The sequence below is a fragment of the Sediminispirochaeta smaragdinae DSM 11293 genome, from assembly GCF_000143985.1.
Classification (GTDB): domain Bacteria; phylum Spirochaetota; class Spirochaetia; order DSM-16054; family Sediminispirochaetaceae; genus Sediminispirochaeta; species Sediminispirochaeta smaragdinae.
Map to the genome: position 1 here is coordinate 4,412,487 of NC_014364.1, position 25,623 is coordinate 4,438,109.

Annotated in this window: 26 protein-coding genes and 1 tRNA gene; 12 read left to right on the top strand and 15 right to left on the bottom strand. The window is 46.7% G+C overall.

Annotated features, from left to right (window positions below):
* Positions 1 to 13: 13 nt before the first annotated feature.
* The 4 genes from SPIRS_RS20550 to SPIRS_RS20565 all read left to right on the top strand — a co-directional run bounded on the left by SPIRS_RS20550 (position 14) and on the right by SPIRS_RS20565 (position 3,548).
* A complete protein-coding gene (locus tag SPIRS_RS20550; RefSeq protein ID WP_013256618.1) occupies positions 14 to 730 on the top strand; it encodes a FadR/GntR family transcriptional regulator in 717 nt (238 codons plus the stop codon).
* The gene (locus tag SPIRS_RS20555) at positions 727 to 2,061 is read left to right on the top strand and encodes an SPL family radical SAM protein (protein ID WP_013256619.1); all 1,335 of its coding nucleotides are present in this window, start codon (positions 727 to 729) and stop codon (positions 2,059 to 2,061) included. Before SPIRS_RS20550 ends, SPIRS_RS20555 begins: the two co-directional genes overlap by 4 nt.
* Positions 2,062 to 2,077: 16 nt before the next feature.
* Positions 2,078 to 2,151, top strand: a tRNA-Ala gene (locus tag SPIRS_RS20560).
* Positions 2,152 to 2,387: 236 nt separating this feature from the next.
* Positions 2,388 to 3,548: an iron-containing alcohol dehydrogenase gene (locus SPIRS_RS20565; protein WP_013256621.1), complete on the top strand. Its 1,161-nt coding sequence runs from the start codon at positions 2,388 to 2,390 to the stop codon at positions 3,546 to 3,548.
* On the opposite strand, the gene folB is transcribed toward SPIRS_RS20565, so the two are convergent.
* The 5 genes from folB to SPIRS_RS20590 form a co-directional block, all read right to left on the bottom strand.
* Positions 3,549 to 3,926, bottom strand: coding sequence for a dihydroneopterin aldolase (gene folB, locus SPIRS_RS20570; RefSeq protein ID WP_013256622.1), 378 nt, complete (start codon positions 3,924 to 3,926; stop codon positions 3,549 to 3,551).
* Between the two features lie 54 nt (positions 3,927 to 3,980).
* Positions 3,981 to 4,868, bottom strand: coding sequence for an alpha/beta hydrolase fold domain-containing protein (locus SPIRS_RS20575; RefSeq protein ID WP_013256623.1), 888 nt, complete (start codon positions 4,866 to 4,868; stop codon positions 3,981 to 3,983).
* 31 nt (positions 4,869 to 4,899) lie between these two features.
* A complete protein-coding gene (locus SPIRS_RS20580) occupies positions 4,900 to 6,039 on the bottom strand; it encodes a calcium/sodium antiporter (RefSeq protein WP_013256624.1) in 1,140 nt (379 codons plus the stop codon).
* 512 nt (positions 6,040 to 6,551) lie between these two features.
* Entirely contained in the window at positions 6,552 to 7,394 is an 843-nt protein-coding gene (locus SPIRS_RS20585; protein WP_013256625.1) for an oxidoreductase, read from the bottom strand.
* A 93-nt stretch (positions 7,395 to 7,487) separates the two neighbouring features.
* A complete protein-coding gene (locus tag SPIRS_RS20590; protein WP_013256626.1) occupies positions 7,488 to 8,375 on the bottom strand; it encodes a leucine-rich repeat domain-containing protein in 888 nt (295 codons plus the stop codon).
* 91 nt (positions 8,376 to 8,466) lie between these two features.
* Here SPIRS_RS20590 and arfB point away from each other — a divergent pair, with 91 nt between their 5' ends.
* On the top strand, positions 8,467 to 8,880 hold the full coding sequence (gene arfB, locus SPIRS_RS20595) for an alternative ribosome rescue aminoacyl-tRNA hydrolase ArfB (RefSeq protein WP_013256627.1): 414 nt from the start codon (positions 8,467 to 8,469) through the stop codon (positions 8,878 to 8,880).
* Between the two features lie 63 nt (positions 8,881 to 8,943).
* Here the strand turns inward: arfB and SPIRS_RS20600 are convergent, their stop codons facing one another.
* The 5 genes from SPIRS_RS20600 to SPIRS_RS20620 form a co-directional block, all read right to left on the bottom strand.
* Entirely contained in the window at positions 8,944 to 9,594 is a 651-nt protein-coding gene (locus tag SPIRS_RS20600) for a carbohydrate-binding family 9-like protein (protein ID WP_013256628.1), read from the bottom strand.
* Between the two features lie 7 nt (positions 9,595 to 9,601).
* On the bottom strand, positions 9,602 to 10,600 hold the full coding sequence (locus SPIRS_RS20605) for a Gfo/Idh/MocA family protein (RefSeq protein ID WP_013256629.1): 999 nt from the start codon (positions 10,598 to 10,600) through the stop codon (positions 9,602 to 9,604).
* Between the two features lie 14 nt (positions 10,601 to 10,614).
* Positions 10,615 to 11,445 (bottom strand): carbohydrate ABC transporter permease, encoded by an 831-nt coding sequence (locus SPIRS_RS20610; RefSeq protein WP_013256630.1) that lies wholly within the window; start codon positions 11,443 to 11,445, stop codon positions 10,615 to 10,617.
* Between the two features lie 2 nt (positions 11,446 to 11,447).
* Positions 11,448 to 12,326, bottom strand: coding sequence for a carbohydrate ABC transporter permease (locus SPIRS_RS20615; RefSeq protein ID WP_013256631.1), 879 nt, complete (start codon positions 12,324 to 12,326; stop codon positions 11,448 to 11,450).
* 69 nt (positions 12,327 to 12,395) lie between these two features.
* The gene (locus SPIRS_RS20620) at positions 12,396 to 13,715 is read right to left on the bottom strand and encodes an ABC transporter substrate-binding protein (protein WP_013256632.1); all 1,320 of its coding nucleotides are present in this window, start codon (positions 13,713 to 13,715) and stop codon (positions 12,396 to 12,398) included.
* A gap of 171 nt (positions 13,716 to 13,886) precedes the next feature.
* Between SPIRS_RS20620 and SPIRS_RS20625 the strand changes: the two genes are divergently transcribed.
* Entirely contained in the window at positions 13,887 to 15,152 is a 1,266-nt protein-coding gene (locus SPIRS_RS20625) for a sensor histidine kinase (RefSeq protein ID WP_013256633.1), read from the top strand.
* On the top strand, positions 15,130 to 15,774 hold the full coding sequence (locus tag SPIRS_RS20630) for a response regulator transcription factor (RefSeq protein WP_013256634.1): 645 nt from the start codon (positions 15,130 to 15,132) through the stop codon (positions 15,772 to 15,774). Before SPIRS_RS20625 ends, SPIRS_RS20630 begins: the two co-directional genes overlap by 23 nt.
* A 2-nt stretch (positions 15,775 to 15,776) precedes the next feature.
* Here SPIRS_RS20630 and SPIRS_RS20635 read toward each other — a convergent pair whose 3' ends face one another.
* Entirely contained in the window at positions 15,777 to 16,343 is a 567-nt protein-coding gene (locus SPIRS_RS20635) for a GNAT family N-acetyltransferase (RefSeq protein ID WP_013256635.1), read from the bottom strand.
* Positions 16,344 to 16,450: 107 nt separating this feature from the next.
* On the opposite strand from SPIRS_RS20635, the gene SPIRS_RS20640 reads away from it, so the two are divergent.
* Both SPIRS_RS20640 and SPIRS_RS20645 read left to right on the top strand, forming a co-directional pair.
* Positions 16,451 to 17,224, top strand: coding sequence for an RNA polymerase sigma factor (locus SPIRS_RS20640; protein ID WP_013256636.1), 774 nt, complete (start codon positions 16,451 to 16,453; stop codon positions 17,222 to 17,224).
* Between the two features lie 64 nt (positions 17,225 to 17,288).
* Positions 17,289 to 17,735 carry a DUF3795 domain-containing protein gene (locus SPIRS_RS20645; protein WP_245537643.1) on the top strand — a complete coding sequence of 149 codons (447 nt, stop codon included), beginning with the start codon at positions 17,289 to 17,291 and terminating at the stop codon, positions 17,733 to 17,735.
* On the opposite strand, the gene SPIRS_RS20650 is transcribed toward SPIRS_RS20645, so the two are convergent.
* On the bottom strand, positions 17,732 to 18,652 hold the full coding sequence (locus SPIRS_RS20650) for a putative 2-dehydropantoate 2-reductase (RefSeq protein WP_013256638.1): 921 nt from the start codon (positions 18,650 to 18,652) through the stop codon (positions 17,732 to 17,734). The two genes, SPIRS_RS20645 and SPIRS_RS20650, sit on opposite strands and share 4 nt — an antisense overlap.
* Positions 18,653 to 18,709: 57 nt before the next feature.
* Positions 18,710 to 18,880: a hypothetical protein gene (locus SPIRS_RS22565; RefSeq protein WP_013256639.1), complete on the bottom strand. Its 171-nt coding sequence runs from the start codon at positions 18,878 to 18,880 to the stop codon at positions 18,710 to 18,712.
* A 108-nt stretch (positions 18,881 to 18,988) separates the two neighbouring features.
* Between SPIRS_RS22565 and SPIRS_RS20655 the strand changes: the two genes are divergently transcribed.
* A complete protein-coding gene (locus tag SPIRS_RS20655; protein ID WP_013256640.1) occupies positions 18,989 to 19,873 on the top strand; it encodes an SDR family oxidoreductase in 885 nt (294 codons plus the stop codon).
* A 22-nt stretch (positions 19,874 to 19,895) separates the two neighbouring features.
* Here the strand turns inward: SPIRS_RS20655 and SPIRS_RS20660 are convergent, their stop codons facing one another.
* On the bottom strand, positions 19,896 to 20,801 hold the full coding sequence (locus SPIRS_RS20660; protein ID WP_013256641.1) for a sugar phosphate nucleotidyltransferase: 906 nt from the start codon (positions 20,799 to 20,801) through the stop codon (positions 19,896 to 19,898).
* 132 nt (positions 20,802 to 20,933) lie between these two features.
* Between SPIRS_RS20660 and SPIRS_RS20665 the strand changes: the two genes are divergently transcribed.
* Complete coding sequence (locus SPIRS_RS20665; RefSeq protein WP_013256642.1) at positions 20,934 to 23,375, top strand: nucleotidyl cyclase domain-containing protein; 2,442 nt, start codon at positions 20,934 to 20,936, stop codon at positions 23,373 to 23,375.
* A 14-nt stretch (positions 23,376 to 23,389) separates the two neighbouring features.
* On the opposite strand, the gene thyX is transcribed toward SPIRS_RS20665, so the two are convergent.
* Entirely contained in the window at positions 23,390 to 24,229 is an 840-nt protein-coding gene (gene thyX / locus SPIRS_RS20670; RefSeq protein WP_013256643.1) for an FAD-dependent thymidylate synthase, read from the bottom strand.
* 112 nt (positions 24,230 to 24,341) lie between these two features.
* Here thyX and SPIRS_RS20675 point away from each other — a divergent pair, with 112 nt between their 5' ends.
* Positions 24,342 to 25,622 carry a hypothetical protein gene (locus SPIRS_RS20675; protein ID WP_013256644.1) on the top strand — a complete coding sequence of 427 codons (1,281 nt, stop codon included), beginning with the start codon at positions 24,342 to 24,344 and terminating at the stop codon, positions 25,620 to 25,622.
* Position 25,623: the final 1 nt, after the last annotated feature.

The window sequence follows — 25,623 nt, forward strand, 5'->3', positions numbered from 1 at the left end:
TAAGGAGATGTAGTTGGCGTTTAAAAGCGTGCATCGCAAACGAAACCTTTCTCATGAAATAGCTGCATCCATTCGTGAAGCGATTTTTCAGGGGGATTATCCAGAAGGAAGCGCCATACCACCGGAACCGGAATTGGCCGATCAGTTTGGTGTCAGCAGGGCCGTCATACGGGATGCCACACGGATTCTCGAAGCACGGGGCATGATCGAGATCATCCAGGGCAAAGGCATGTTTGTCACCCCCGATGCAAACGAAGCCTTCGCAGAGGTTTTGCTGAATGCCCTAAAAAAAAGGGGAGCCGCCACCGCCGATGTGGAGGGTGTAATCAGATATCTGCTCCCCGAAGCCTGTGGAATGTTGATCGCACAAGAAAACGAAAAATCCCTTGATGAGGTGGCAAAGGCCATCACAGCGTATCAAACCCTTCAACTCAAGGGGATTGAAGGGGCTAAGCTTACAGTCGCCTACCGTAACGTTGTTTCTCTCATTTTTCTGCTGAGCGGAAACAGGGTCATGGGCCTCATCGGTCCAGCACTTCTGAAACTGACCCCTTCCCGAATCGCCGAAGAGGGTGAAGAGCGCTTTTCAGATCTATTCCTTACTCTGCTCGGGTCGGCAAACTCATACACAGCACGAGAACGAATACGGGAACTGTTGCGCAACGACTCTCAGGGTGGGCTTCTTGCACAGGCATCGGAATTACGCCAGGAGGAGTTGCTGCTTCCGTGAATGCACCTCCGCCAGCACATATCTTTCCCGAAACTGAACAATATTGTTCTCTTTCCTATGAAGAACGTCGTTTCCTGAAATCGGTATGGGCACAATATCGCTTTACCTTTCAGGAAATAAAACAGCTCATCGACTTTGCATCCGATGTAGAAATGTGGAATGAGGGAGAACTCTCCTCTCTATGGAACCCCGACCTCATTGCCCGCAACTATCCGAAGCTATCGGGAAAACCACTAAGAAGAAAGCTGATTGAGGGCGCGGAAGAAGTGTGGGAGCGCTTACGGAGAGGACCTAAAAGCTACGACTCCTTCACTCCCCCTGCTTCATCGGAACTGGGAGGAAAAAGCATACCGATAGACGCCCCGCACCAGGGTGAGATTCTCGGCACCTGCCCGGTTGCAAGCGAGCGGACACGCTGCTGCAATCTCGAGACCCTCGATGTGGTAAAACAGTGCGGCTTTGCCTGTTCCTATTGCAGTATTCAATCATTCTATGACCAGGGCCGGGTCTATTTTGTCGACAACCTCGACGAAAAGCTTGAGGAACTGGAACGACGATTTATCGCCGAACGGAGAAGTGGAGAAACGAGGCTGCGCCATATCGGAACCGGACAATCATCCGACTCCCTTATGTGGGGTAACAGAAACGGACTACTGGAAAAGCTAAGCGGCTTTGCAGGGCGAAATCCCGAAATCATTCTCGAACTGAAAACAAAATCGGCCAATACATCCTGGCTGGAAGAGCACGAGCTTCCTTCGAACATGCTTGCAACATGGTCCCTTAATCCACAAACCATCATCGATGCGGAAGAACACCTGACATCATCCCTGGATGACAGACTTGCCGCTGCCCGACGATGTGCTGATAAAGGAATAGCCGTCGGATTTCATTTTCATCCCATCGTTCATTACGACCGTTGGAAGCAAGAATACGGTAATCTTTTCAGACGGGTGCAGGAGCTTTTCTTACCGGAAGAGGTGGTCACCATAAGCCTCGGGACCCTGACCTTCATTCGCCCCGTCATTCGACAACTTCGACGCCGAAAGCTGCGGAGTAAAATTCTGCAGATGCCTCTTAGCGATGCAGAGGGAAAACAAAGTTATCCCTTTGAGATAAAACGTGAGCTTTTTTCCTATGCCTACAACAGCTTTTCCGGAGCATGGAAGAGCGGTGTCTTTTTCTACCTCTGTATGGAGGAAATCGACTTATGGGAGCCGGTTTTCGGCCGTAGCTATTCGGACAATAGGGCCTTTGAAGAGGATATGAAGCGTTCCTATCGCAAGAAAATGGATTCGATCGCCTACTTGAAAAAAGCTTCCAAAATGGTATAATTCTTTCGCATTACAGGGGGCTGTAGCTCAGCTGGCTAGAGCGGTTGGTTCGCAATCAACAGGTCGTGGGTTCGACTCCCATCAGCTCCATTATCTTGTACCCAGAAAACCGGTGAGCCTTGAGCGGCCGGTTTTTTTCTATCCAATTATATGGGTAGTGTTCGGAATCCTGGTGGTGATATGTCGTCTTTGCTGGAAAAACTCTTGCTTTTTTCTTCCTCGATTGATCTTTTTATAAGAATCTTCGCAATTGACGGTAATAAAAAGAATTGCACCCTTTATACCACCAATATTCGTAACACTACCAATTACAATGGGGGCATGTCTTGAACTTTCCCAACACATTTCACTTCATCCTTCCGACAGAAATTCGTTACGGTAAAGGAATCATCCACGAGTTGCCGGCAGTACTCAAAGCAACCTCGGCAAGAAGCGTTATGCTGATCACCGATACGGCCATCCGCCGCCAACCATTCTGTCAGGAAATCATCAACCAGCTCAAAAACGGAGGGATTGAAGTTCACCTGTTCGACGGTGTCGAGGCCAACCCCAAGGATCACAACGTGGAAGAAGCGGCACGGCTTGCCACCGATTTGCATGTCGAAGCCTTGATTGCCCTCGGAGGCGGGAGCCCCATCGATTGCGCCAAGGCCGTCGGCGTCGTTGCAAGCCACGGAGGAGCTGCTCGTACCTATGAAAATCGGAATTTGATAGTAAAGCCGACCTTGCCGCTCTATACCATTCCCACCACGGCAGGTACAGGAAGCGAAGTGACCTTCAGTTCAGTCATCACGGACAGCCGGGAACGATTCAAGTTCACCATAAAGTCCCCAGCTATCGCCCCGAAGATAGCCTTTATCGATCCTACATATACCCACTCCATGCCTGCCGGACTTACCGCAGCAACGGGACTGGATGCACTCACCCACGCCATCGAGGCCTTTACCGCCAAGGTTGCAACTCCCTTATCCGACGCGGCTGCCCTTTATGCTATTGAACGTATCAACAGCAATCTCAAACAGGCGGTCTTCGAAGGGGATAATGCTCAGGCCAGAGAGGCCATGATGACGGGAAGTCTTCTGGCGGGAATTGCTTTCAGCCATTCGGATGTTGCGTCCGTTCACTGCATTGCGGAGGCCCTGGGAGGTAAGTACGATGCCCCACATGGAGTTTGTAATGCAATCGCTCTTCCCGTTGTGATGGAGTATAATCTCGCTTTTGCTGCCGAGCGCTACGCACGTGTGGCAAAGGCCATGGGGTTTCACTTTGCAACGGAACAGGAAGGAGCAGAAATGGCTGTCAGGCGGGTACAGCAGCTGGCAAAGGAAATCGGACTTCCCGAATTTCGGTCCCTTGGAGTCCGGCCTGAGGATCTGGACGAGCTTGCGGAACACGCGACGCGAAACGGAAGCAACCGGGACAATCCCAGGCCTATGGAAAAGAGCGACTACCTCTGCCTTCTGAAGACTCTTATGAATCAGAAGTAGCTACTGCATCTCTTCGCGGCCGCGTTCAATGACACAACCGGTGTGGTTGAAAATGCCGCCGATGGGGGCAGCCGGCTTTTTTACCGTCACTTTCACCCTGGATGCAGGGGTATCGGTAAAAACCTCTTCGATAATGCGATAGGCAATCCGTTGAATCAGTTTGTATTCCTCATTTTCGACAACCCGTTTGGCAGCCTTAAAAAGGGCCACATAGCTAATCTCCCATACGAATTCATCCCGCTCGCACATATCGGTCATGTCGATCAACGCTTCAATATCTACAATAAACTCCTGACCCAACTTATTTTCTTCGGGAAAATAGCCGTGAGTCCCCCAGAAACGCATTCCTTCAACAAGCAGAATATCCTCTTTTCGCATAAACCGACCTCCGTGAAGATGATCATCGCATCATAGAGATTTCGGTCTAAAGGTTCAAGATGTAGATGTCTGTACAAGACGAGCGACCTCTTGGAGCACGGCTTGCGATTCGGGAAGGGGAAGCATGATGCCGGGATGTACCAGGCCTTCGATCTCATGAAGCTCGATAGTACTCCCGACTTCCATCCCTTTTTGACGAAGACGTCGGCAGTCGGCAAGGAGCATATCGTTGGTTCCGACAAAGATGGTAATCGGGGGGAGAGCTCTCAAGTCCCCATAGAGAGGGCTTACGAGGAAATGGGCAGGATCAATGCTTCCTGCATAGGAGAGCCCGGCCGACTTAAGGCCGGATCGGTTAAGACAGGGATCGCGGGAATCCAGTTCGGCGATGTCAGGATTTGTCATGGTGACATCCACCCATGGCGCAAATAAAATAAGGCGGCAAGGGACACGAAGCCCTTCATCTCTGGCTTTCTGGGCCAGTGCAAGGGAAAGCCCCCCTCCTGCAGAATCCCCCATCAGGATAATATGCTCATATCGGGCGGAAATATCACGATAGAGAGGCAGAATCAAATCGAAAACATTCTTCACCGTCGACCTCGGAGCCAGGGGATAATCCGGTGCAGTAACACTAACACCGAGGCTGCGGACCAGGTTACCGATAAGATGCCAATGAAGACGGTGGAATCCCATAATATAGGATCCACCATGAAAATAGATGATATGAATGCTCCTGCTCCGCCCCTTTGGTGCGATGGTCCAGATATCGTTTCCCATCCTGGTCTCACAGGAAACGTCAAACTCCTTTCTCATCCGCTTGGAAGGCTTTGCATCGATAAAGTTCATGAAAGCATTGGTCACGGGCATAAGGCGTTTCGTACCGATGGCTCTGAAAAACCGCTCGGCCCGCTTGCTGTCAACACTTTGCCGCATCTTCTCCATCAAATCCCCGCTTGCCCCAATTTGTGTGTGTTCACCGTTTAAGGGTATACTCACCCCGCCTGTGCTGTCTGATTCCTTTAATCAACAAATATGCGGCAAAGATTACCGTTAACGGAACCACTATGTATAACACAAGTTGTATAAACAGGAAAAGATGGGGGCTTGCCGCCGCATCAAGGATAAGATATGCGATGTAGATGCAATAGTAGAGAATAAAAGCGACACCTTCACCGCGGCTGATCTTGTGACTTGTAAGAAAAACAGGGAGACAGGCCAAAGCGGAAAAGATCATAACAGGCAGATCCACATGCAACGTGGAAGAAGCAACAGGTACCCCCGAAGGAGACGCAAGGCCCGATAGCCCCAAAACGGCAAGGATATTGAAAAGACTGCTGCCGACGGCATTACCGACGGCAATATCCCGCTCTCCCCTAATACCGGCCATGATACTGGTGGCAAGTTCGGGGAGGCTGGTCCCTATCGAAACGATGGTAAGGCCGATAATCAGATCGCTGACTCCAAAGAACTCCGCGATAGCGACCGCACCATTAACAAGCATATTACTTCCGAAAATGAGCATTCCAATACCGACACAGAGAAGAAACAGATTCAAGAACACGGCTTTCGGACCGGTTTGTTTGAGTCCAGGTACCTCATCAGGAATAGAATGATCATGTTCTTCTCCGAATCGCTGACCATATTCGTCAGAGACATCGGAAGATTCTCTTCGACTCGAATGGATCGACCACCAGGTGTATGCAACAATCAAGACAAAAAGAAGTACACCGTCCCATCGGGAGATCACACCGTCCAGGGAGAGCACCAGAAGCAAAAAGGAGGCTCCGACCAGCAGGGGAACCTCCTTACGGATCACCTGGGCATGTACCACAAGAGGGGCAATTAACGAGGCAACACCGAGAACAACAAAAGTATTGAAAATATTACTTCCGACCACATTACCGACTGTGATCCCCACCTTACCGATCAAAGCAGATTTGAGACTCACAGCGGCCTCTGGTGCACTCGTACCGAAAGCGACCACTGTCAAACCAACTACCAGCGGAGAAATACCGACTAAAAGAGCAAGTCGTCCTGCCCCTTTTACCAAAAGATCAGCACCGTAGGTAAGCAAGATAAAGCCTATAAGAATCATTCCAAGAGATAACAACATGATGATCTCCATTAAGCATTCAGTTCCGACTCTTTATATAGAGTATGCTTCACCGATCTCAAGGTCAACAGGAGCTACAGAACTACTGGAGAGAGAAATTCGGAGACGCTCCCGAGTCGTTGGAATCTTCCCCTCGGCGGAGTCTTACCTGTGAATATTGTAAATTATGAGATAGACAGCATTTTCTTTGTGTTCAGATAAGCGAAACAGCCGACTTTCTTTGTTGTAGACTTTTTAACGTATGCTTGATAGCCAGATTGATGTAACCAATAACAATTGAAAGAGCGTTTGGAATGTCAAGCTGGCTACGTAACACCTACCAAATAAGCCTGCTTAATGTTCTCCAGCGTTTCGCTACCCGCAATAAAGATCTCCCATGGTTGCGTATTGGCTCAGGAAGGGGCACACCGCATCGCTTAAGATAGCAAGGAGCGTGTCCCTGTCAACCACGTCCGATTTGAATGCCCGCAGGAACGGCGGGCTTGTAATACTTTACTACACCGCTAATGTAATCATTCGAAATCGGTCCCAAGGGATGTAACTTTCCATGCTTCAAAATCTTTTTTCAATGCGTCGATTTTATTAAATATCCATTCATAAGCGTCTTTACCTAGAAGCAAATGCATTGGCGGTTCTTCAGATTCGACGACCTCGATGAGAGCCTGGGCAGCTTTTACGGGGTCTCCTGCTTCGTGCCCGCCTCCCTGAGCGGCGGCCGCCAGTCTTTGTCCGACTATGGTTTCTTTGTAATCTTCAATAGCAGTCTGTGTTTTTACAGATGAACGACCTGACCAATCTGTCCTGAACCCACCTGGCTCAATAAGGGTGACTTTTATGCCAAATGGCGCGAGCTCCTGAACAAGTGTTTCCGAAATGCCTTCGACCGCATATTTTGTGGCATTGTAGTAACCAAGGGTTGGAAATGACATCAAGCCCCCAATTGACGAAAAATTGATGATATGTCCCGATCTCTGCTTTCTCATGTAAGGCAAAACCTGAGTGGTCACACTCATAAGCCCCCAAAAATTTATCTCAAACATTTTCCGAATTTCTATTTCAATGCTTTCTTCAACAGAACTGAAATAGCCAATACCCGCATTGTTTACCAATACATCGATACGTCCGAATTTCTCCACCGCCGCCTTGACCGCTTCACTGACCTGAACGTTATCAGTTACGTCCAGCGTGAGTGCCAACGCGTTTTCTTTATTCGTTACCAAATCTTCAATTTTTGCTTTATCCCTTGCGGTAGCCACAACCCTGTAACCTGCCGCGATCGTTGTTCTGGCGACCTCACGCCCAAAACCTGTCGAACAACCTGTAATAAACCAAACTTTTTCTTGACTAACCATCATTACCCCTCCTATCAGTTAATATTAGGATAATCCCTAGAGTAATATCTAAGTCAATACTTATTGGAAAGCGAAGTGGAGGGAGAAGGTTCCAAGCTACAAAACTACAACCACCCCGGTTTGAATAAGATCATCAACGAGATGACGCTCCTCTATGGGGTTGCCTCGAAGATTTACGAATCGCAAGGCAGCCAGCTCAAGAAGAGGCGCGATATCCTCAATCTCGTTGTCTTCAAGATCGATAATCTCAAGAGAAGAAATTCCTGCAAGCGGTGTAATATCACAGATACCATTGCCTGCAAGATAGAGTTCCACCAAATGGTCTGAAGAGCCGAGTTCCCCAACCGATGTGAGATTGTTCCAAGAAGCATCAAGAGCAGAGATGTTGGTACAGAATTCAAAACCATCCAGGTCGTAAAGGCCGTAGTGGGAAACATCAAGAGGACCATCGAGATGCGAAAGCTCAAAAGGAGAGATTTCAATATCGAGATTCCCCACCGAATCAAGCTTTACAGCATCCAGAAAAGAGAGCCCCTCAGCATCTTCCCATCGGCTCTCGACATCGGCATCATCGACACATCCCCATATGCCGTCATCCCATATATGCTCCTCTCTGTAATCCCGGATATCGAAATCGACACGCCGTTTCGGCACCGAGGCGCTTCGACGAAAAGCAAGAAGAGAAGATAATTTTTCCAGGGCCTGCACATCCTCCCGTTCTATGGCAGATCGAAAATCTCCACATAGATGAGGGAGCTTGTCAGGATGCACCATAGCCACAATCCGATAAAAAAGGGTCCTTGCCGGAGCAGAAACCACTTCCGGCCCAAGCCCCGCCCGCTCGGCATAGGCTCGCAAAAGTGCTACATCCCCACCGCGGTGGGCTTCGATGACCAGCCGTGTAAGCTCCTGAAGCCGAGCACTCGTCAATTGTTTTTCAACGGATTCCTTCAATGTTGCTATCGGTGATACAGGGTCAATCATAGACACTCCCGGAAGACGGCAAAGGGTACTGTCTTATAGAATTAATGTCAGAAATATTGAGTCATAAGTCTAAGCATGATACCCTTTTTTCATGGAAGATGGAATTCTTGCCGATCTGATTCGCGCGGTGGCAAGTCAACAATTTGCACGGTCCTCCGGGCCGGGAGGCCAAAATGTCAACAAGGTCAATACAAAGGTCTTGCTGCGCATTCCCCTGGGAAAACTCGGCCTTTCCGAAAGCCAGCTTGCCCGTCTCAGAAGCAAACTTGGTAAGCGAATCACCGGTGACGACGAACTTATCATAGAAAGTAGTGGATCAAGAAGCCAAGAGGCAAACAGGAAAGAAGCCATAGGCCGGGCTGCAAAAATCATATCCGCCGCCATTGTTCCGCCCCGGCCAAGGCATCCCACCCGGCCGACAAAGGCATCACGACAGCGGCGTTTGGAAAAAAAGCAAGCCTCTTCCCGAAAAAAGCAGCTTCGACGGCCTCCTGCGGAAGAATAGGATTGGCTTCAGTGCCCTTCCGATAGCGCCTTAAGCTCCGGAAGGGTAGCGAAAAAGTCTTGGTTACGGTCGTTCAAACACAACTGTTCCAAAGTATTCAGGCCTATGGAAATCGGGATGAGGACTTTCAATCTTGAACATACTAAGAAAGTGTGGATCTTTCAATTCGTCCCCACATTTATAGAAGTTGGCCCTAAACGCTTTCCCTCCTGGTTCATGTAACGGTGTACCCTGAAAAAGTTTCAAAGGAATATCGACCGTGATGGTCCATTCTTTTATGTACTTTTCTTCAAAGGGCTCCCTTCCTATAGAAGACAGGGATGTTATAGTTGTTGCTTCTGCCATCGGCCTACTGTCCGCTCTACACGTCCCGTATCCTAAATAGACAGTCCCGATTGAATTCATTTCTATATTAAAATAGCTGCCGTTGCCAGGATCAATGAAAAACTCAACACAACTATCCAAATGAACGGGATCATTCGCCATCCGGAATTTCGCCCTGGTCGTCCTCTCGCGAACGGTAAATTTCAGATAGAGGTCATTATCACTCCACCCTGCCCTGACCGTTACTTTAGGCTTATAAGGATACTCCTCCCAAGAGGCAATACCAATGGATTCAGCCAGGATATTTTCATTCATATATACATCGACTTCATCGAGATTCCCATTACCTCCCGAAAAATCTATGTATTTAAACAGGATGCATTTCCCCATTATATTTCTATGCCTCAATTATTTTGTGATCTCTAGCAGAAATATGGATTGCGTCAATTATTTTTGTTATGTATTCACCATGGATATGGTCTGATTCAGGTTTTTTCCCTTTTCGAATATGGTCTATAAAATCAAATAACATGAGGCTCGGAGCTCCCAGCATCCTACCATCTACCGAATATCCAAGGGTATGAAGATTCTTATATTCTCCTCCATACTGCTTGACCATTTGATCCTGCAAGTCGATGTAATAACTATTTTTAGATCCGATAATCTCTACTTTTAAATCATACACAAGTGGCAGTGTATTTTGTAGTGTCCATGTGCTGTTGAAACTTGCAGCAAAACCTGAATTAAATTCCAAAAGTGCCTTCATAGAATCATAGGTTTCAATTCCCATCGTTTTAAGCACACCCTCTCCAGCCCAACCGTAAATACGTTTGATTTGATCGCCGGTCAGCCAGCACACAAGATCAATGGCATGGGGAAATAAAAACCAGCCGGGAGATGAGAGCTTAGCCCAAGGTAACATCTCCGTGGGCACAAAAATAGTGTCATTCAGTGTAACATTAATCGAAACGACCTTGCCAAGATTACCTGAAGCAATCTCATTTTTCACTGCAACGAAAGGAGCATTCCACCGGTTCTCAAAGGCAACCATACAGAGTACGTCATGTTCCGTTATGGTCCTTGCTATCAAAGAAGCATCCTCACTATTGGTTGCCAGAGGTTTTTCTACCAAAATATGACAACCGGCTTCAGCCGCACAGAGAGAGGGTTCGAGATGGAGGAAATCAGGAGTTGCAATAATAACGGCATCAAGGTTTGCATCATCAAACATCTTTCTATAATCGCCGTACGTCCTTATTCCTTGCTGACCGAATTTCCCAAGTTTTGTCTGATCGGCATCGCAGATTGCTGTTAATTCAGCATATGAGTTTTGCGAGAGTGTATCTGCATACATAGATCCTCTAATTCCCGCTCCGATAATTCCAAAATGAATCATATCGATCTCCTTTGTTATTGCTTTACGGCACCAGCCGTCATACCGCTGATGAGATATTTTTGTAGTACAAGAAAAAGAAACACAATCGGCAAAGCGATAAAAACAGACCCTGCCATAATAGTTGACCAGTCCGTAGTATACTGACCTTGAAAACTGGAAATCCCCAAAGAAAGGGTCCATTTGCTATACGATTTCATGAAAACACTGGCAAAGATGTATTCATTCCAGCCAGTGATAAATGAAAATACAGATGTCACCGCAATTCCCGGGATTGTTAAAGGCAAAATAACCCGGGAAAAAACCTGAAACATAGTGCATCCCTCAACGATGGCTGATTCATCAAGGGTATTCGGGATAGCATTAAAGAATCCTTTTATCATCCACGTGCAAAAAGGTACGGCAAAGGTGATATATGCAAGAGCAAGTCCAAATAGAGTATTCAAAAGATGTAATTTCCCCATTAAGAAATAAAAGGGAATAATCATGACCGACCCCGGCAGGACTTGAGAAATAAGAATGATATAGCCAATGGTCTGTTTACCCTTAAAAGAATAACGGGATAAAGCATATCCACCGGGAAGAGCGATGAGCATCGAGAAAATTGTAGTCAGTAAAGAAACCACAAAACTATTCCAAGCCCAGCGGAGAAAGTTAAAATCACTTTGGCCATTACTAAACAGAATATTTTTGTATCCTGCAACAGAAGGCTCGTTCGGTATAATCCGTGGCGGATAAGCATAGACTTCTCCAGCCGGTTTAAAAGAAGTTGATACCATCCAAATAAAAGGGAACAAAGTGAAAAGGAGAACTATTATGACACCAATATATATCAATGATCTTTTCATACCTATGCACTCTCCAAATCACGCATATAAAATACCGTAAAAAGCAATGAGAATAACAGAAGGACACAACCTCCAGCCGCAGCAACCCCAAAATCAAAATATTTAAATGATGTTTTATACACATATATGGTCAAGATTTCAGTTGCTCGAGAAGGACCGCCCTCCGCCAAAAGATACGCAATAGCGAAATCCTTCATTGTCCAGATAATCAATAAAAGAAATACAACCTTTGAAACTGGTTTTAACATGGGAACAGTGATATCTCTAAATTTTTGAAATCCGGAAGCGCCGTCCACAGTTGCAGCTTCATACAGCTCTTTAGGAATGCTCTGGAGTCCTGCCAAAATCATAATAGCAACAAACGGAAAGCCCTTCCAAATATTTACAACCATAGCGGCCGGCAGAGCCGTTCCTGGATCCTCAAGAAAGCGAACATTTTCATGCAGTATATGAAAATTTGTTATGATATAATTGATAATTCCAAATTCCTGATCATACATGAGTATCCACACTAAGCAGGCAACGACTTCCGGTATTGCCCACGGAATTATTATTAGTGCCCGTGCAAGTGCCCTTCCTTTAAATTTCAAATTTAAAAGAAAAGCAACAAGATACCCTAATACAAATCGAAAAAATACTGTTACAGAAATATAAATGAACGTCTTTCCCAAAGATGATAAAAAGGCTTTATCAGAAAAAAGATGGAAAAAATTCTTCAGTCCGACAAACGTTGTATTCGGTCCTTTTTTAGGAAGATACCAATACTGTATACTCATTAAAACTGTTTTCGAAATCGGATAAATCAAGAAAACAAGAATGACTATGATGAGAGGAAAAAGAAATTGCGTTGGAAATTTATTAAAGATGCGGGAATCACTCATGAACGCTCCTTTTGAACCTGGTGCAGCAAAGACTACAGGATGTTTTTAGCATCCTGTAGTCGATAATATTTAGCGCTCCATTACCACTTGCATCTCTTTCTTGGCCCCTTCCAAAATAGCCGTAGCATCTGCATCTGCTGATGAAAAAATACGCTGAGTTGCTTCTATCATGATTTGCTGCAATTCTCCGATCTGGGGGATGGAAGGGTCACTGATCAGAGGATCATAGTAATTGGCGATGAAATCATAAAACTGATAAGCAAGCTTATGTGTGGCTTTATAATTCGACTCGGTTACATATGACTTGCTGTTGGGAATCATACCACACTCGGCAATGATCTCCTGTGCCTCTTTTGATGCCATCCATTTAAGAAAATCCCAAGCTTCTTTCTGGTGTTCGCAATTTTTGCTGATGACCGTGATAAGGGGATATTGAGAAGGATTCGGTCTATATGTCTTGCCTTCATATTCCACAGAGGGCTGTGGAATGAGACCTACATCTTCAAGGAGAGCAGGATCACGTGATTCGGTCATTCCAATGAACCAAGGTCCATCAAGATTAAATGCGATCTTCCCATTCCAAAATAATTCCCGCACATCTTTTTTATCTTTAAGAACCCTGGCCGATTTATCCTGAAGGATCATATTTTGCCACCATTGTGCCGCCCAAATATTGGCCGGATCGGTCACATTGATACGATCCGCCGTGAAAGGTCCCTTTTCCCCGGGAAAATAGAGGCCTCCTGAAATAACTCTGGCTATAAATCGTGCCCATTCGGAAACAACAAAGCTATGAGAAGAAACCAAAACTCCAAACCCTGATACGTTGTCGTTTGTGAGTTTCAAGCTTGCGTTCCTAAAATCCTCCACACTTTTAATCGAAGCAGGATCTACGCCTGCCTTTTCTAATATTGATTTTCGATAAAACAGGCCAGTTGTTCCCCAAGCGTAATTTGAAAAGGCAACATAATCACCGTCATATTTACACTCGTCCTGCCCGACCAAATCTTTCTCATAGGGTGTCCCCACGATTTTATCGTTCAGATTTAAAAATGTTCCTTCCGGTCGAAGTGCATGGTATTGTGCAATATTCGAAGTATACATCTGAATAATGTCAGCCTCATTATTACTCAGTATCTCCGTGGTCATATTGTCCCAAAAACTGCTCCACCCCGCTCCATAAACCTCTATCTCAACATTCGGGTTTTTTGCATTGTAGGTGCTAATCAATTTGTCGATTACAGCCTTATGCGGAGCTTCAACATAAATTGAAGTAGCGAAGGATAGCTTTATCCTCCCTCCATCATCATCCTGATTACCGCTTGCAAACAGCATGGTTGATACCGACAGCAAAACGATAACCAACGTCCCTACAAGTGTCTTCTTCATCGCGACCTCCTTTTTAGCGATTTTGCATAATATAGTACGTTCAGTCATCATCAGTAACAACAAACAAAAGTACTAAAAAGACAGGACATTAATACTAATTTCACCCTCAAAGATATGTATAGGGATCTTCTTCTTTTGTAAGAAAATAGCTCTATGGTATACTAATGAAAGATGAAACATGCTAATAGTTATGGCGGTGCCAAAATCTCCCTAACCAGTATTACTCTTATCATTCATATCGTTTGCATTTTTCAATATCATCAAACATCGCAATTCTCAGGGATGCCGCTATTTTATATACAGAGCGTGCTTGTTCTTCTTTTTATCGATGCTGTCATAGCAATAATAAACATCATAAAGCTTTTAACCATACCCAATCTTGCTCTGTTTTATCTCCGGGGTTTTATCATTCTCATCATTTCTTATACCATACAAGAAGATTTTCTACTGGAGATCCTTCTATACATAGATTATTCCATTCCTACCCGTTACCGTAACAACTGGAAATACAGCATCATGTATTTATCCTTGTATTTATGCCTTTTAGCCTTATTCCAGTTCCCCAATCCCTTATTTGGCACAGCCTTTCTTTCCTGGAATTTTAAGGTTCCCTTGTTTTGGGACTACTCAATGTTCTTGCTCCTTACTATTCTCTTCACAATATCCCTGTTTTTCATGATATATTATCGTGAACAGCTGCTTCAGAGCCGCAGAGAACTCTCTTTGGAAAAATCAATTAAATCAAAATTATTGCACCTGAATCAGCGATTCCAGGATTATGCTTATACTGCTGAAAATAACGCAAAACGAAAAGAGCGGAGAGTAATCACGCAAAAAATTCACGACTCCACCGGCTATAGCTTCACTAATATTATCTCGTTGATGGACGTAGCGATAAGTATCGGAGATGAAGATTTTGATCGCCTTACAGAAATTCATATGACAGCAAAAAAAGAAGCAAAAAACGGTTTGAATCAGACTCGCAAAATACTTACATATACCAGAAACCAAGAACAGCCCAATACTATCGAGGATGAAGCCAGTATTCTTCATTTAATACGAACTTTTAGAAAGGTCACAAATATCGAAACACGCTTGGAGATGGTAAATTCCAAGCAATCCTATGGAAAGGTGACGGACGGTATTCTTTTTTCCATCGTTCGTGAAGCCTTAACCAATATTTTGCAGCATAGTAATGCAGATAAGGTCTTCATCTACTTCGGTGAAGTAAGAGAGGATATTTTACTTTACATCAGAGATAATGGCAGGAATTATGGAGAAACAAACTTTGGCATCGGGCTGACTGGAGTTCAAGAACGAGTAGCGAGTGTGGGGGGACGTGTAACATTTCAATACTCTATTGACGGTTTTACCATCAAGGCGGAGATTCCTATAAATAAAGGGGAAAAAAAATATGATAAGGATTCTCATCGCTGACGATCAGGAACTTTTTGCGGAAAGTTTAAAAACTCTTTTAACAACATATACTGATGATATTGAAATCGTTGGAATCGCAGAAAATGGTCGAAAAGCTATTTCCTGGGTAGAAAACACTACCATTGACATCATCCTCATGGATGTCAAAATGCCGGAACTTGACGGGGTAGAAGCCACAAAAATCATTCTGCAATCACATAAGTCAATCAAAGTCGTTATGCTTTCCACCTTCAAAGAAATAGATTTCGTCAAAAGGGCGTTACGCTATGGAGCTCTTGGGTATCTGCTGAAAGATATCTCTCCTACCGAATTAATTGCATCAATACGCGCCGCTTATAACGGAGCAACACAAATTTCCCCTGCAATAGCCGCCAACATAGTAGAATCAAAATATACCGACAAGGACAATAATGGAACATCCATAGAATGGTACAAAGATCTTACCAAACGAGAAAAGGAAATATTTAAACTGATATCCCGTGGATATGATAATACCGAAATCGCCGATGAACTTTGTATCGCGTATCAGACAGTACGAAATTATGTAAGTTCAATTATATCAAAGCTCGGTATTAAGAACCGCTATGAGATCATTAAACTGGCTAACAGAATGTTGAAGTAGCATCACTTATCCGACAGCGCCTTAAGCTCCGGAAGGGTAGCTGAAAAGTCCCGATCGAGCATCTCCATGTAGATCTCATCGAAATAGCGGCCACCGATGCAAACACATTCGCTTCTCCTTCCAATTTCGCGAAAGCCAAGTTTCCGGTAGCAACGCTGTGCAACTTCGTTAAAGGAGCGGACCCTAAGCATAACATTGTGCAGGTTAAGGAGGTGGAAGGCATAAGCTAAAAGCAGACCGATGGCCTCTCCCCCAAAGCCCTTTCCCCGCTGCGATTTCTCTCCGATGAAGATTCCCATTTCACCTCGGCTTTGGATTAGATCGACATCCATCAGGCCGCAGCTACCGATCAACTGATCACCTTCCTTAAGAACGATACTGAAGTTGTAGCCCTCCTGTAACTTCTGAATCATATCACGCTCTTTATCCTGGGATATGATACCTGTGGCAAGCTGCAGATTTAGTGTAGTTTCGAGATTATTCACCCATGAGGTATAGAGCTCAAGGTCATCATCAGAAACGGGAGAAAGGTAAAGACGTTCTCCCACAAGCTTTTGATAATAGGACACCGGTAACCTCCCTTCAGAAATTGACACTATCGTATCAAATTTCTACTGTTCCGAATATTGCTGATATTGACGTATATTCTTTTTCACTAGTATGGTGACGGCGACCAATGGAAGCATATGACGACGATTTTGCAGAGCTGCTCAGAAGCCATATACGGTACATCTACACGGTAGCCTTCCGCTTCTGCGCCGATGCTCACGATGCTGAAGATCTCGCACAACAGGCTCTTCTCTCCGCATGGGAAAAGCGAAGCCAGCTTGCGGAACCTGCAAAAATCTCCGCTTGGCTCAGACGGATTTGTCTGAATCTTTACCTTGATGCACAGAGGAAAGCGAGACACATTATCCAGATCGAAGACGGTTTTGAGGATATGCTCACAGATATCGACCCACTGCCGGAACAGGAGCTTTTAGTTGATGAATCGGTACGGGAGCTGCAGGACGGCTGTTTTACCGCAATGGCATCTCGCCTCACTTTGGCCCAGCGTAGCTCATTTATCCTGGTGGATATGTTTGGTCTTTCAATTGAAGAGGCGGCCGAAATCCTAAAGCTTTCTCAATCATCAATTAAATCTCTTCTTTTTCGCGCTCGTAAAAACCTAAATGCTTTTTTTGGGCATCACTGCCAGTGGGTTCTGCCGGAAAACTCATGCAGCTGTAAAGCGTGGTATGAATTCTCCAGACGAAGAGAGGATTTACGGGAAGAAGTACGAAAGCATGGCGGACCTCCGGATTTTGCCGATCCCGAATATGCGGCAAAAAGCGATCCGTCTACCATGAGAAAGGTTCTTTCACTTTTCAGGAATCTACCGGAACGAAGACCCGATGCATCCTGGTATAGCAAAACGGCATATCTTGTCGGTTCGCTGTTAAAAAAATAGAAAAAAGAGATCCTACCCGCATCTTTGAAGCTTCTTCTGCATCTTTATTTGTATAAGGAGAATTATGATGAAACGAACAGAAATTCTTGGCAAACTGGCCCCATGCGGGCTCGACTGTTCCTGTTGCGCATCTTTCAAAGGGGGCCCGATAGCGAGGCAGAGTCGCACACTTCTGGAAGCTTTAGGCGACTACCAACGGATGGCACAAAAGATGACCGCTTTTTTCGAACCCTTTGCCCACTTTGATTCTTTTCAAGAAATTCTTCGCTTCTTTGCAGATGCGAAATGCGACGGATGTCGATCGGGCGGCAGCAGATATCCAGATTGTGCGGCAAAAAGCTGTTTCAAAGAAATGAAGGTCGACTTTTGCGGAGAATGTAAGGAATTCCCCTGTTCAAGAAATCGATACAATGAAGACCTCCATAAGCGTTGGCTTGCAAACGGTGAATTCATAAGAACAAAGGGAATCGAATCATTCTACGATATGCAGGCTGGCAAACCCAGATATTAAACGGGTACTTCCACCATTTGATTCAAAAAGGAAAGCTGATCTGCAAGAGCTTCGACAAGGGGTAAATCGGCTCCGTTCTTTCGTGCTTCCTGTAGAGGCTTCCGATACATATATTCAACTTCCATCGGCCTCTTATGATCATAATCAAGTTTCATACTCGGGTCATAAGGGGCCATCGTATGGGTAGACTCCAGCATACCCGCAATTGAGCCGGAAGGGAGATTGCAGCCGCAGGCACTCGCCCCTCGAGAAACCTCTTCCATAAGTTTTTGGGTAAGGGATAATCCATAAGGATTATCCATAATCTCTTTTGTGTTGGCATTCAGGACAACCGAGAGCCCGTTAAACGGTATATTCCATAAAAGCTTTCCCCAACGGGCATGATTCAGATTCCTGTTCAGCGTCATCTCAATTCCCGCCTGTACAAAATCGGACTGCATCTTTTCGACGATAGGGAAATCACTCTCATGCAATGGGGCGGCAGTAATCGGACCTTTATCGAGATGAACAATATATCCCGGCCCCCGCTTCTGGGAACAGATAAAACACATCCCGCCAACCACAACGGCATGGGGAAACTGTTCCTGTAGCTCCTCTTCCATTCCCAAACCGTTTTGTAAGACGAAAATTACCGTTCCCTCTTTTACAATAGGCAATAGAAGTTCGGAGAGGTTTTCATTTGCCGTTGTCTTCATCGATACGATGACGACATCCGTATCCGGCAAATTCTGCACAGAATCATAAACATCAAGCTCCCTCAGAATAAAATCGCCCCTTATGGAGTCAATCGTAAGACCATGTTCTTTTATGTGCTGATAATCACTGCGGGCAAGAAAATCAACAGGAAGACCGCTCTTTCGAAGCATACCTCCGTAATAACCGCCTATTGCTCCAGTTCCAAGTATAGTATATTTCACAACAGTTACCTCGGGATGGTGGGATATTGTTATTAAAGACCAAAGCCGTCGCCCAAGTCAACAAGAGTGGGAAAATAGGTGCAATCCTTTCCTCAGCTGATTCCAATCTGCCGCCCCTCCCTCAACAGCGGCAAGAGAGAGAAAACCGAAGAAAAGCTGCATCGCGGCATTACATCCGGTTTCCGTCACAACAGGTGAAGAGTCCAAGGCAAGCTCTCGTTCAAGCATGTCAGTCAAGAGCTCCCCGCAAAAATGAAAAAGTTCCCCTTTTCCTGCAAAATAAGGATCAAAGTAGTATGGTTTATTTAGACCGTTTGGACTAAATAAGGAGATTACATGAGAATTCTCATAGCAGGAGCCAGCGGATATCTTGGCAGACATGTAAGCGAAGAAGCAAAGAAAGCAGGTTTTACGGTCAGGGTGCTTCTGAGAAAGGAAAGCCAAGCCGCATCGTTTTCTTCTCTTGCCGATGAAATCATCGTTGGGCAGGCGACAAAACCAGCCGATCTCAAGGGCATTGCGGAAAACTGCGATATTGTCTTCAGCAGCCTCGGCATAACCAGGCAAAAGGACGGGTTAACCTATGAGCAGGTTGACTATCAGGCAAACGCAAACCTTTTGGCAGAGGCCGAGAGATCGAAGTGTACTCTTTTTTGCTATGTTTCGGTGTTCAAGGGGAGGAATCTTCGCTGGGTGAAGCTGGTGGAGGCAAAGGAACGCTTCGTCGATCTCCTTTCTCAATCGACAATTCCCTCTGCGGTAATTAGACCCACGGGATTCTTCTCCGACATGGCCGATTTTTTCAACATGGCTCAAGCCGGCCGGGTGTATCTTTTTGGAAAAGGCACGGGGCGCTTTAATCCGATATCAGGCAAAGACCTTGCAGTAGAGATAATTCGAAGTTGCAAGGCTCAGATAGACCGTGGAGAAAGGGCCAGCGAACTGAAGATTGGAGGCCCCGATACGCTCAGCATGAATCAGATTGCACTCCTTGCCCTAAAAGCCTCGGGAAAGCAGGAAAAGATCGTACATCTGCCCGACGTGCTTCGTCGCATAACCCTGGCCGTATTACCCCGCATTACCCCGTTATCGGTCTATGGGCCGCTACAGTTTTTTCTCGCCGCAATGGGTATTTCAGATCTTGCCGCTCCCGAATACGGAAGCGACCATCTGTCGGATTTCTATCGGCAACTTGCAGAAGGAACGAATGAGGAACCGTAAGGCCACCCCACAGAGAAAGACACTATTTCCAGAGCCGATCAGGGTATACCCCTTCCCGAACAAGATGCCGTATGGCCTCGACAACCGCGGGGCGGTCCTCCTGATAGGTGATACCGAACCAGTGTGCGTCAGATCGAAGCACCTCCATTGAGGCACCAAGCTCTTTGACAGCCCAGTTTGCAACGGTCGGTATGTAGAATTCAGCCTTCGGCTCATGAATATGCTCACGCAGGAAATCGGCAAAAATCCTTTCCATGTCGGGCAGCACATGAGGAGTAAACCCGAAAAGGTTCATGCTTACCGGTTCTTCTCCTGAGAATTTCAGCTCCCTTCCATCCGGTACATAGCTCATGATACCATCGGAAAGCTTTTCCAGGCGGGTGTGCTCTTCCATACCTATCAGCATTCCCTTCTCATCGGTTTCGCAAATTCCCCGGGAAACGGTACCATGCTCACTAACCGTATTCTTAAGTTTATACCCCACCATACAGTAGCGATCTTCCTCATTTGCCCGCTGTGAAAGAAAGTCCCCAATAACCTTAAAGGCATCTCTTCCGTAAAAGTCGTCGGCATTGATAACGGCAAATGGTTCGGCTATTTCTTTTCGGGCGGCAAGAACCGCATGTGCCGTTCCCCAGGGCTTCTTCCGCTCCCGGGGAAGTGAAAAGCCTTCAGGAAGGTCGTCCATATGCTGAAAAACAAAACTACAAGGGATCCTCGAAGAAAAACGGGGCAATACATGCTTGGTAAAATCTTTCTCAATCTCTTCTCTGATGACGAAAATGGCCTTGCCGAACCCCGCACGTATGGCATCAAAAAGAGAAAACTCCAGGATGATTTCATCGTTGACGCCTACAGGCTCTATTTGTTTGATGCCACCGTACCGGCTTCCAAGTCCGGCTGCAAGAATCACTAAGCTTGGTTTCATATCATCCTCCGTAGGTATAGGTTCCTTTGGCCAGTATACAATAGATCAGGTTTTTGAACGAGAAACAACGCTTTTTTTCCGCTGACATAAAGGTTGAAACTGTGTTCGCTCCAAGAGTATCGGTATATACTTATGACTATGGCAAAGCAGCCCCCAAAGAGATACCGTCCCGGAGAACTTGACCGAACACGAAATAGGCTCGGTCCGCTTTCCAAAGAAGAAGCACAACGGATGGCTGAACTCCTTGGGGGAGAAGTTGGTACAGAACGGGATGATCCTATTCTTGAAGAACGATACAGGAAATTAAAAGAGCGGGCCTACGGTGACAAAATTCTCCAGGCTGATACTCTTTCGGTCTCAGAAACCAGGGAAAATCCAGGAATATCGAAAGCCGATGAGACTTTTTTCCGACAGGAAGGAGGAATCAAACGAAGCTACACCAGCCGATTTAGAATCTGGTATCTTGCAAGCCGCCCGGAATTCGCCATCATGCGAAGACGCACCGCCTGGGCTGCTCTTTGGCCGTTCTCTCATCCGCAGGAACTTCTCCATCCTAAATTCGTGCTTAACAGCAGTGAAATCTTTTATCGGAGAATCGAGACGGTGGTGCTCTCACTTCGGGGTATTCTCCGACGAGTGGAGAAGAACCGTATTCATCAACTTCGCAGTCCTTTTTATCGAAAGATTGCCGAATCCATTAAGGAATGGGAGATCGAGGCGCTTCACCGAGAGCTTTCACGCATTCAGCTTCATCCCCGACACGTATCTATACGAGATTTTTCCCGGGTTGTCTTTTTTCTCTACCGTCCATTCATTCAGCTTCAAAAACTGAGTCCCGTTATGATCCAGAGGGCGTTTCGTCACCTCTACGACCTTTCACTCCTGGAACTTCCAAAAAGAAACCTTGAAGCGGATAGGATGCGGCGCTATTATGCGGCGGCGAGTAGCGAATTGTACTATATCTTTGAGACGCTCCCGGTGCGGTGTTTTCCCCTTCTGCTTTTGCTTTTTGCAGAAAAGCCGATGCAGTATCGGGAGTTACTCGACGAAAAGGAAGAAAAAATTCTGGAGTTTTTCCGCTTGAATAAGCAAGAGGTGATCGATTCCCCTGCGCCGAAGAGCGAGGAAACGCCCTCCGAGGAGAAAGAACCCAAGCAAACGGAAACGGAACATACGACGGCACAGGCAACGGACGAAGAGCAAGAAACCTCCGATATCCCGGAACATGAGAGTATCGGTTTTCGTCGCAGCCTTTTGATGCTTGAACGACTTTTCCCCGGTTCGGGTTGGATGGGACTTTCCGATCATCCGGATCTGTTCCCCTATTTTGATCCGATCCTCAAGCTTCCCCAGGAAAGCGGCCTCATACCTCCAGGGGACCCGATGCAGTATGTGGTAATTCTTACCGCGATACTGAGTGAGTTGCTCTACGGCTTTCGCGAAGCAGAAATGGGAAGCTTCCTCGATGAAAAGGAGACACCTACGGAGATTGCTCCCATCTTCGAAGAGATCGAAGGAAACTGGCATCGTTTCCTCGATGAACTCATAGAAAAACAGTATCTTGGGACCTTACGTGATTATTGCCGGAATGTCGAACGATCCTTCGATTTTGTGCTTTCGGAATACGGAAAGCGCATAGAAGCCGACATTCTCTTTCTCCGCCAACGTTATCTGTTTCCGAACCTCCAACACTCCATCCCCAAATATCTACGTCCCAGAAACCTGCCGCCCATACCAAAGTTTTACGAATCGGTTTCACAACTGAAAACACTTTTTGCTTGTATGGCAATGGAAGAGGGTGCCCAATCCCTGAAAAATCCGACACAAACCTATCGCTTTCCGGTACCGAATACCCTGAGCAGGCGTCTTGATACCATCCTCGACCAAGGAGAGGGGAGCCGATCGTTCAAGAACCTCGCCCGCTACTCATACGCCGTTACCCTCGTGCTCGACCGTATCTTGCAGCAGGAACATAGCGCTCCGACTCCCCTTTATCGGCATGTAGACCAGCGACAGGACCTGCCTGTTTACTCGGTTACCAGCCTCGATACCGGAAAACTCTTACGAAGATTCGAAGCAAGAAGATCGCCGACTCCCGATATCGAAGAGTTGACGGGCAATTATGATGAACTTACCGGTCTTGCCGGAAATGGGTTGGTGGAGCGAGAACTCTGTGCCGTCCTGGCAGAAAGAAGCGGCAGTACGGCTGTTCTCCGTATCAGAAGCGGCTGCGAAAGGGCATTGGAATCGGCGAAACGGATCGAATCGGAATTGCGTCTCTTTCAGGATCAGCTTTTCAGACTCTTCGGAAATGATTTCCTCGCAATTCTCACCGAAACCGAAAAAGATACGGCCGTAGAAGTGGCAAAACGCATAGCACAAAGACTGGAACTTCCCGAAAAGCCGGGTCCGGTTATTTCCGTCCTTATTCCCCCGGAAAAAGAGGAAAAGGAGCAGACGGATGTACAAGGGCTCCTGGGAGAGATCGAGGCCTCGGTGCCTGCGGGACCGCTTCCCTTGGGAAGCAGGATCTACCTCTGGAATGGGGAAGAACAGAAACCTGAGCTGCTTTAATACGGCTCAAAGCGTCAAAGAGCAGGATCATCCATCCCGAGTTTTGCAAAAAACTCTTTTCGTTCGCTTCCCTCTAGTCCGACGGAATTACCGGCAATCAGACTGCGAAGGGCATCCAGCTCCGGAGCAGAAAAATTCTCGGCATTGAGCACAAAATCACGAAAGGCTTCGGAGGCCAGGGGACAAACCCCCTCGACAATCTCGAGGATCACGGCGGCGTAGGCACGAATCTCTTTTTGGGCGTGCGCATCGAGACGGAGCTTCAGAAAATGAAAGAGGTTGTGAAGATCCATTTGCCAATACCATTCGGTGTAAAGGCTTAAGGGAAGATCGATTCGTGCTATCTCCCTTGCAATCCCCATATCGAGCATACGGTTATAACCATCCCACACCGCAGCCCTGCCGTTTTCAAGCACTCCCCGGACCTTTTTCGCAACATTCGCTTCCACAGCCTCGTTCTGCCGTCCCTGTTTATTATCGCTGCTTTGATACGCAATATCTTCATCCTGCGGAAGGTAGAATTCCTCCTTCATGATGCTGTATCGTCCGGAAATTTCATTCAACCGCCCGGTCCGGTGACGTACCCACTGGCGGGCGACAAAGATGGGCATCTTTACATGGAAGGTAAAAACCACCTGTTCAAAGGGACTGGTGTGTTGGTTTCTCATCAGATAGCGGATCAATCCCCGGTCACGGCGATAACTGGTCGTACCACCTGCATAACTTACCCTGGCCGCCTCGACGATGCGTCTATCATCACCAAGATAATCGACAAGACGGACAAAGCCCTTGTCCAGCACCGGAAACTCCCTATCAAGCAGCTTATCGGCTTCCTGATTCTCTAAACGTGCCATCACAGCCCCCTTTCTGGGGGCATTGTAGCCTATCAGCGAGGAGGGCAACAAGCCAGTCAGCAAGGTCAGAATTCATTGACAGAGCCCCTCCCCATCGTGTAAGGATATGGGTATGGACATACGCGAGGCACATGAACCTCAACAAGAGTTTCGCCTCGACAACGCGGCGAAGATTTTTCCCTCGTTGCTGACAAAACAACAGACAACGATATTTCGTCTCTCGGCAAATATCGACAAAGCAGTAAACATCAAGATACTGGAAGAGAGCCTATCGGCGATGCTTGTCCGTTGCCCCTATTACAGGGTCCACCTGCGCAGGGGCCTTTTCTGGTATTATCTCGAACCGTGCGACAGCGAAGCGCGAATCGAGGCGGAAAGCAGGTATCCCTGCCTCTATCTACCCTATAAAAAGCCGGGAGTCCTCCCCTTTCGGGTCCTCGCCTACCAAAACAGGATAGCCTTCGAGATTGCCCACTTCATTACCGACGGGACCGGTGCTCTCAATTTTCTTAACGGCCTTTTGCTCGAATACCTCCGTCGCCGGGGGGAGAAGATTGATCCCGAAGGGCGTATCATCGAATGTACAGATCCACCCGATCCCAAAGAGGGCGAGGACAGTTTTCGCATCCACTATGAGAAAGGGGTTCCCCAGGCAAAACAACTTCCTCCGGCCCTTCAGCTCGGGGGAAAGCAAGAAAAACCTCCCATTTTCCATGTTACGGAAGGGAAGATGGAGAGTGCCGATCTGAAACGGGAGGCTTCCCGCTACGGGGCAACTATCGGAGAGTTTCTCACCGCCTTACTGATCGATGTGGCACAAGAGGTGATGGTACGCAGAAAGTTAAAACCACGCCCTATTCGCATCAGCATCCCCATTAACCTCCGCAAGGTCTATCCCTCGATTACCATGCGTAATTTCGCCCTGTCGGTGGAACCGGGAATCGATCCGCGGCTTGGTGATTTCCAGTTTGGCGATATTGTTGCAAAGGTTCACCATTTTATGAAGATGGAATTCGATCAGCGGATGATCAGGCGGCAGCTTGCCCGTAACATCGAAGGGGAGAAGAATCCTTTTGTCAGGATCATCCCGCTGCTCTTCAAAGATCCGCTGCTTCGCCATTTTTACGGTATATTCGGAAGAAAGGCTTTTACCTTGAGTTTTTCCAATCTGGGGCGGATTCAAATCCCTGAGCAGATGAAACCCTTTATCAAGGGCTACCAATTTCTTCCGCCGCCACTTAAACAAAGCGTCAATGCCACATCCGTCGCCTACGCCGGTAAGACCAGCCTCTTTATCACCTCGACGGTCCAGGACCGTTCCGTCGAGCGTTTGGTATATACCCGACTGCGGAAGATGGGCATCCGCGTATCTGTTACGACGAACAGGAGGTAAA

Bases quoted from the DNA above. Each gene is read 5' to 3' on its own strand.
- arfB (WP_013256627.1), top strand. From the start codon at position 8,467: ATGGAAGATGGAATTCTTGCCGATCTGATTCGCGCGGTGGCAAGTCAA.
- SPIRS_RS20640 (WP_013256636.1), top strand. From the start codon at position 16,451: ATGGAAGCATATGACGACGATTTTGCAGAGCTGCTCAGAAGCCATATA.
- SPIRS_RS20590 (WP_013256626.1), bottom strand. From the start codon at position 8,375: ATGATTGACCCTGTATCACCGATAGCAACATTGAAGGAATCCGTTGAA.
- SPIRS_RS20620 (WP_013256632.1), bottom strand. From the start codon at position 13,715: ATGAAGAAGACACTTGTAGGGACGTTGGTTATCGTTTTGCTGTCGGTA.
- SPIRS_RS20580 (WP_013256624.1), bottom strand. From the start codon at position 6,039: ATGTTGTTATCTCTTGGAATGATTCTTATAGGCTTTATCTTGCTTACC.
- SPIRS_RS20585 (WP_013256625.1), bottom strand. From the start codon at position 7,394: ATGATGGTTAGTCAAGAAAAAGTTTGGTTTATTACAGGTTGTTCGACA.
- SPIRS_RS20625 (WP_013256633.1), top strand. From the start codon at position 13,887: ATGAAACATGCTAATAGTTATGGCGGTGCCAAAATCTCCCTAACCAGT.
- SPIRS_RS20645 (WP_245537643.1), top strand. From the start codon at position 17,289: ATGATGAAACGAACAGAAATTCTTGGCAAACTGGCCCCATGCGGGCTC.
- SPIRS_RS20630 (WP_013256634.1), top strand. From the start codon at position 15,130: ATGATAAGGATTCTCATCGCTGACGATCAGGAACTTTTTGCGGAAAGT.
- SPIRS_RS20665 (WP_013256642.1), top strand. From the start codon at position 20,934: ATGACTATGGCAAAGCAGCCCCCAAAGAGATACCGTCCCGGAGAACTT.
- folB (WP_013256622.1), bottom strand. From the start codon at position 3,926: ATGCGAAAAGAGGATATTCTGCTTGTTGAAGGAATGCGTTTCTGGGGG.
- SPIRS_RS20655 (WP_013256640.1), top strand. From the start codon at position 18,989: ATGAGAATTCTCATAGCAGGAGCCAGCGGATATCTTGGCAGACATGTA.
- SPIRS_RS20605 (WP_013256629.1), bottom strand. From the start codon at position 10,600: ATGATTCATTTTGGAATTATCGGAGCGGGAATTAGAGGATCTATGTAT.
- SPIRS_RS20660 (WP_013256641.1), bottom strand. From the start codon at position 20,801: ATGAAACCAAGCTTAGTGATTCTTGCAGCCGGACTTGGAAGCCGGTAC.
- SPIRS_RS20575 (WP_013256623.1), bottom strand. From the start codon at position 4,868: ATGGAGAAGATGCGGCAAAGTGTTGACAGCAAGCGGGCCGAGCGGTTT.
- SPIRS_RS20615 (WP_013256631.1), bottom strand. From the start codon at position 12,326: ATGAGTGATTCCCGCATCTTTAATAAATTTCCAACGCAATTTCTTTTT.
- thyX (WP_013256643.1), bottom strand. From the start codon at position 24,229: ATGGCACGTTTAGAGAATCAGGAAGCCGATAAGCTGCTTGATAGGGAG.
- SPIRS_RS20675 (WP_013256644.1), top strand. From the start codon at position 24,342: ATGGACATACGCGAGGCACATGAACCTCAACAAGAGTTTCGCCTCGAC.
- SPIRS_RS22565 (WP_013256639.1), bottom strand. From the start codon at position 18,880: ATGCTTGAACGAGAGCTTGCCTTGGACTCTTCACCTGTTGTGACGGAA.
- SPIRS_RS20610 (WP_013256630.1), bottom strand. From the start codon at position 11,445: ATGAAAAGATCATTGATATATATTGGTGTCATAATAGTTCTCCTTTTC.
- SPIRS_RS20600 (WP_013256628.1), bottom strand. From the start codon at position 9,594: ATGGGGAAATGCATCCTGTTTAAATACATAGATTTTTCGGGAGGTAAT.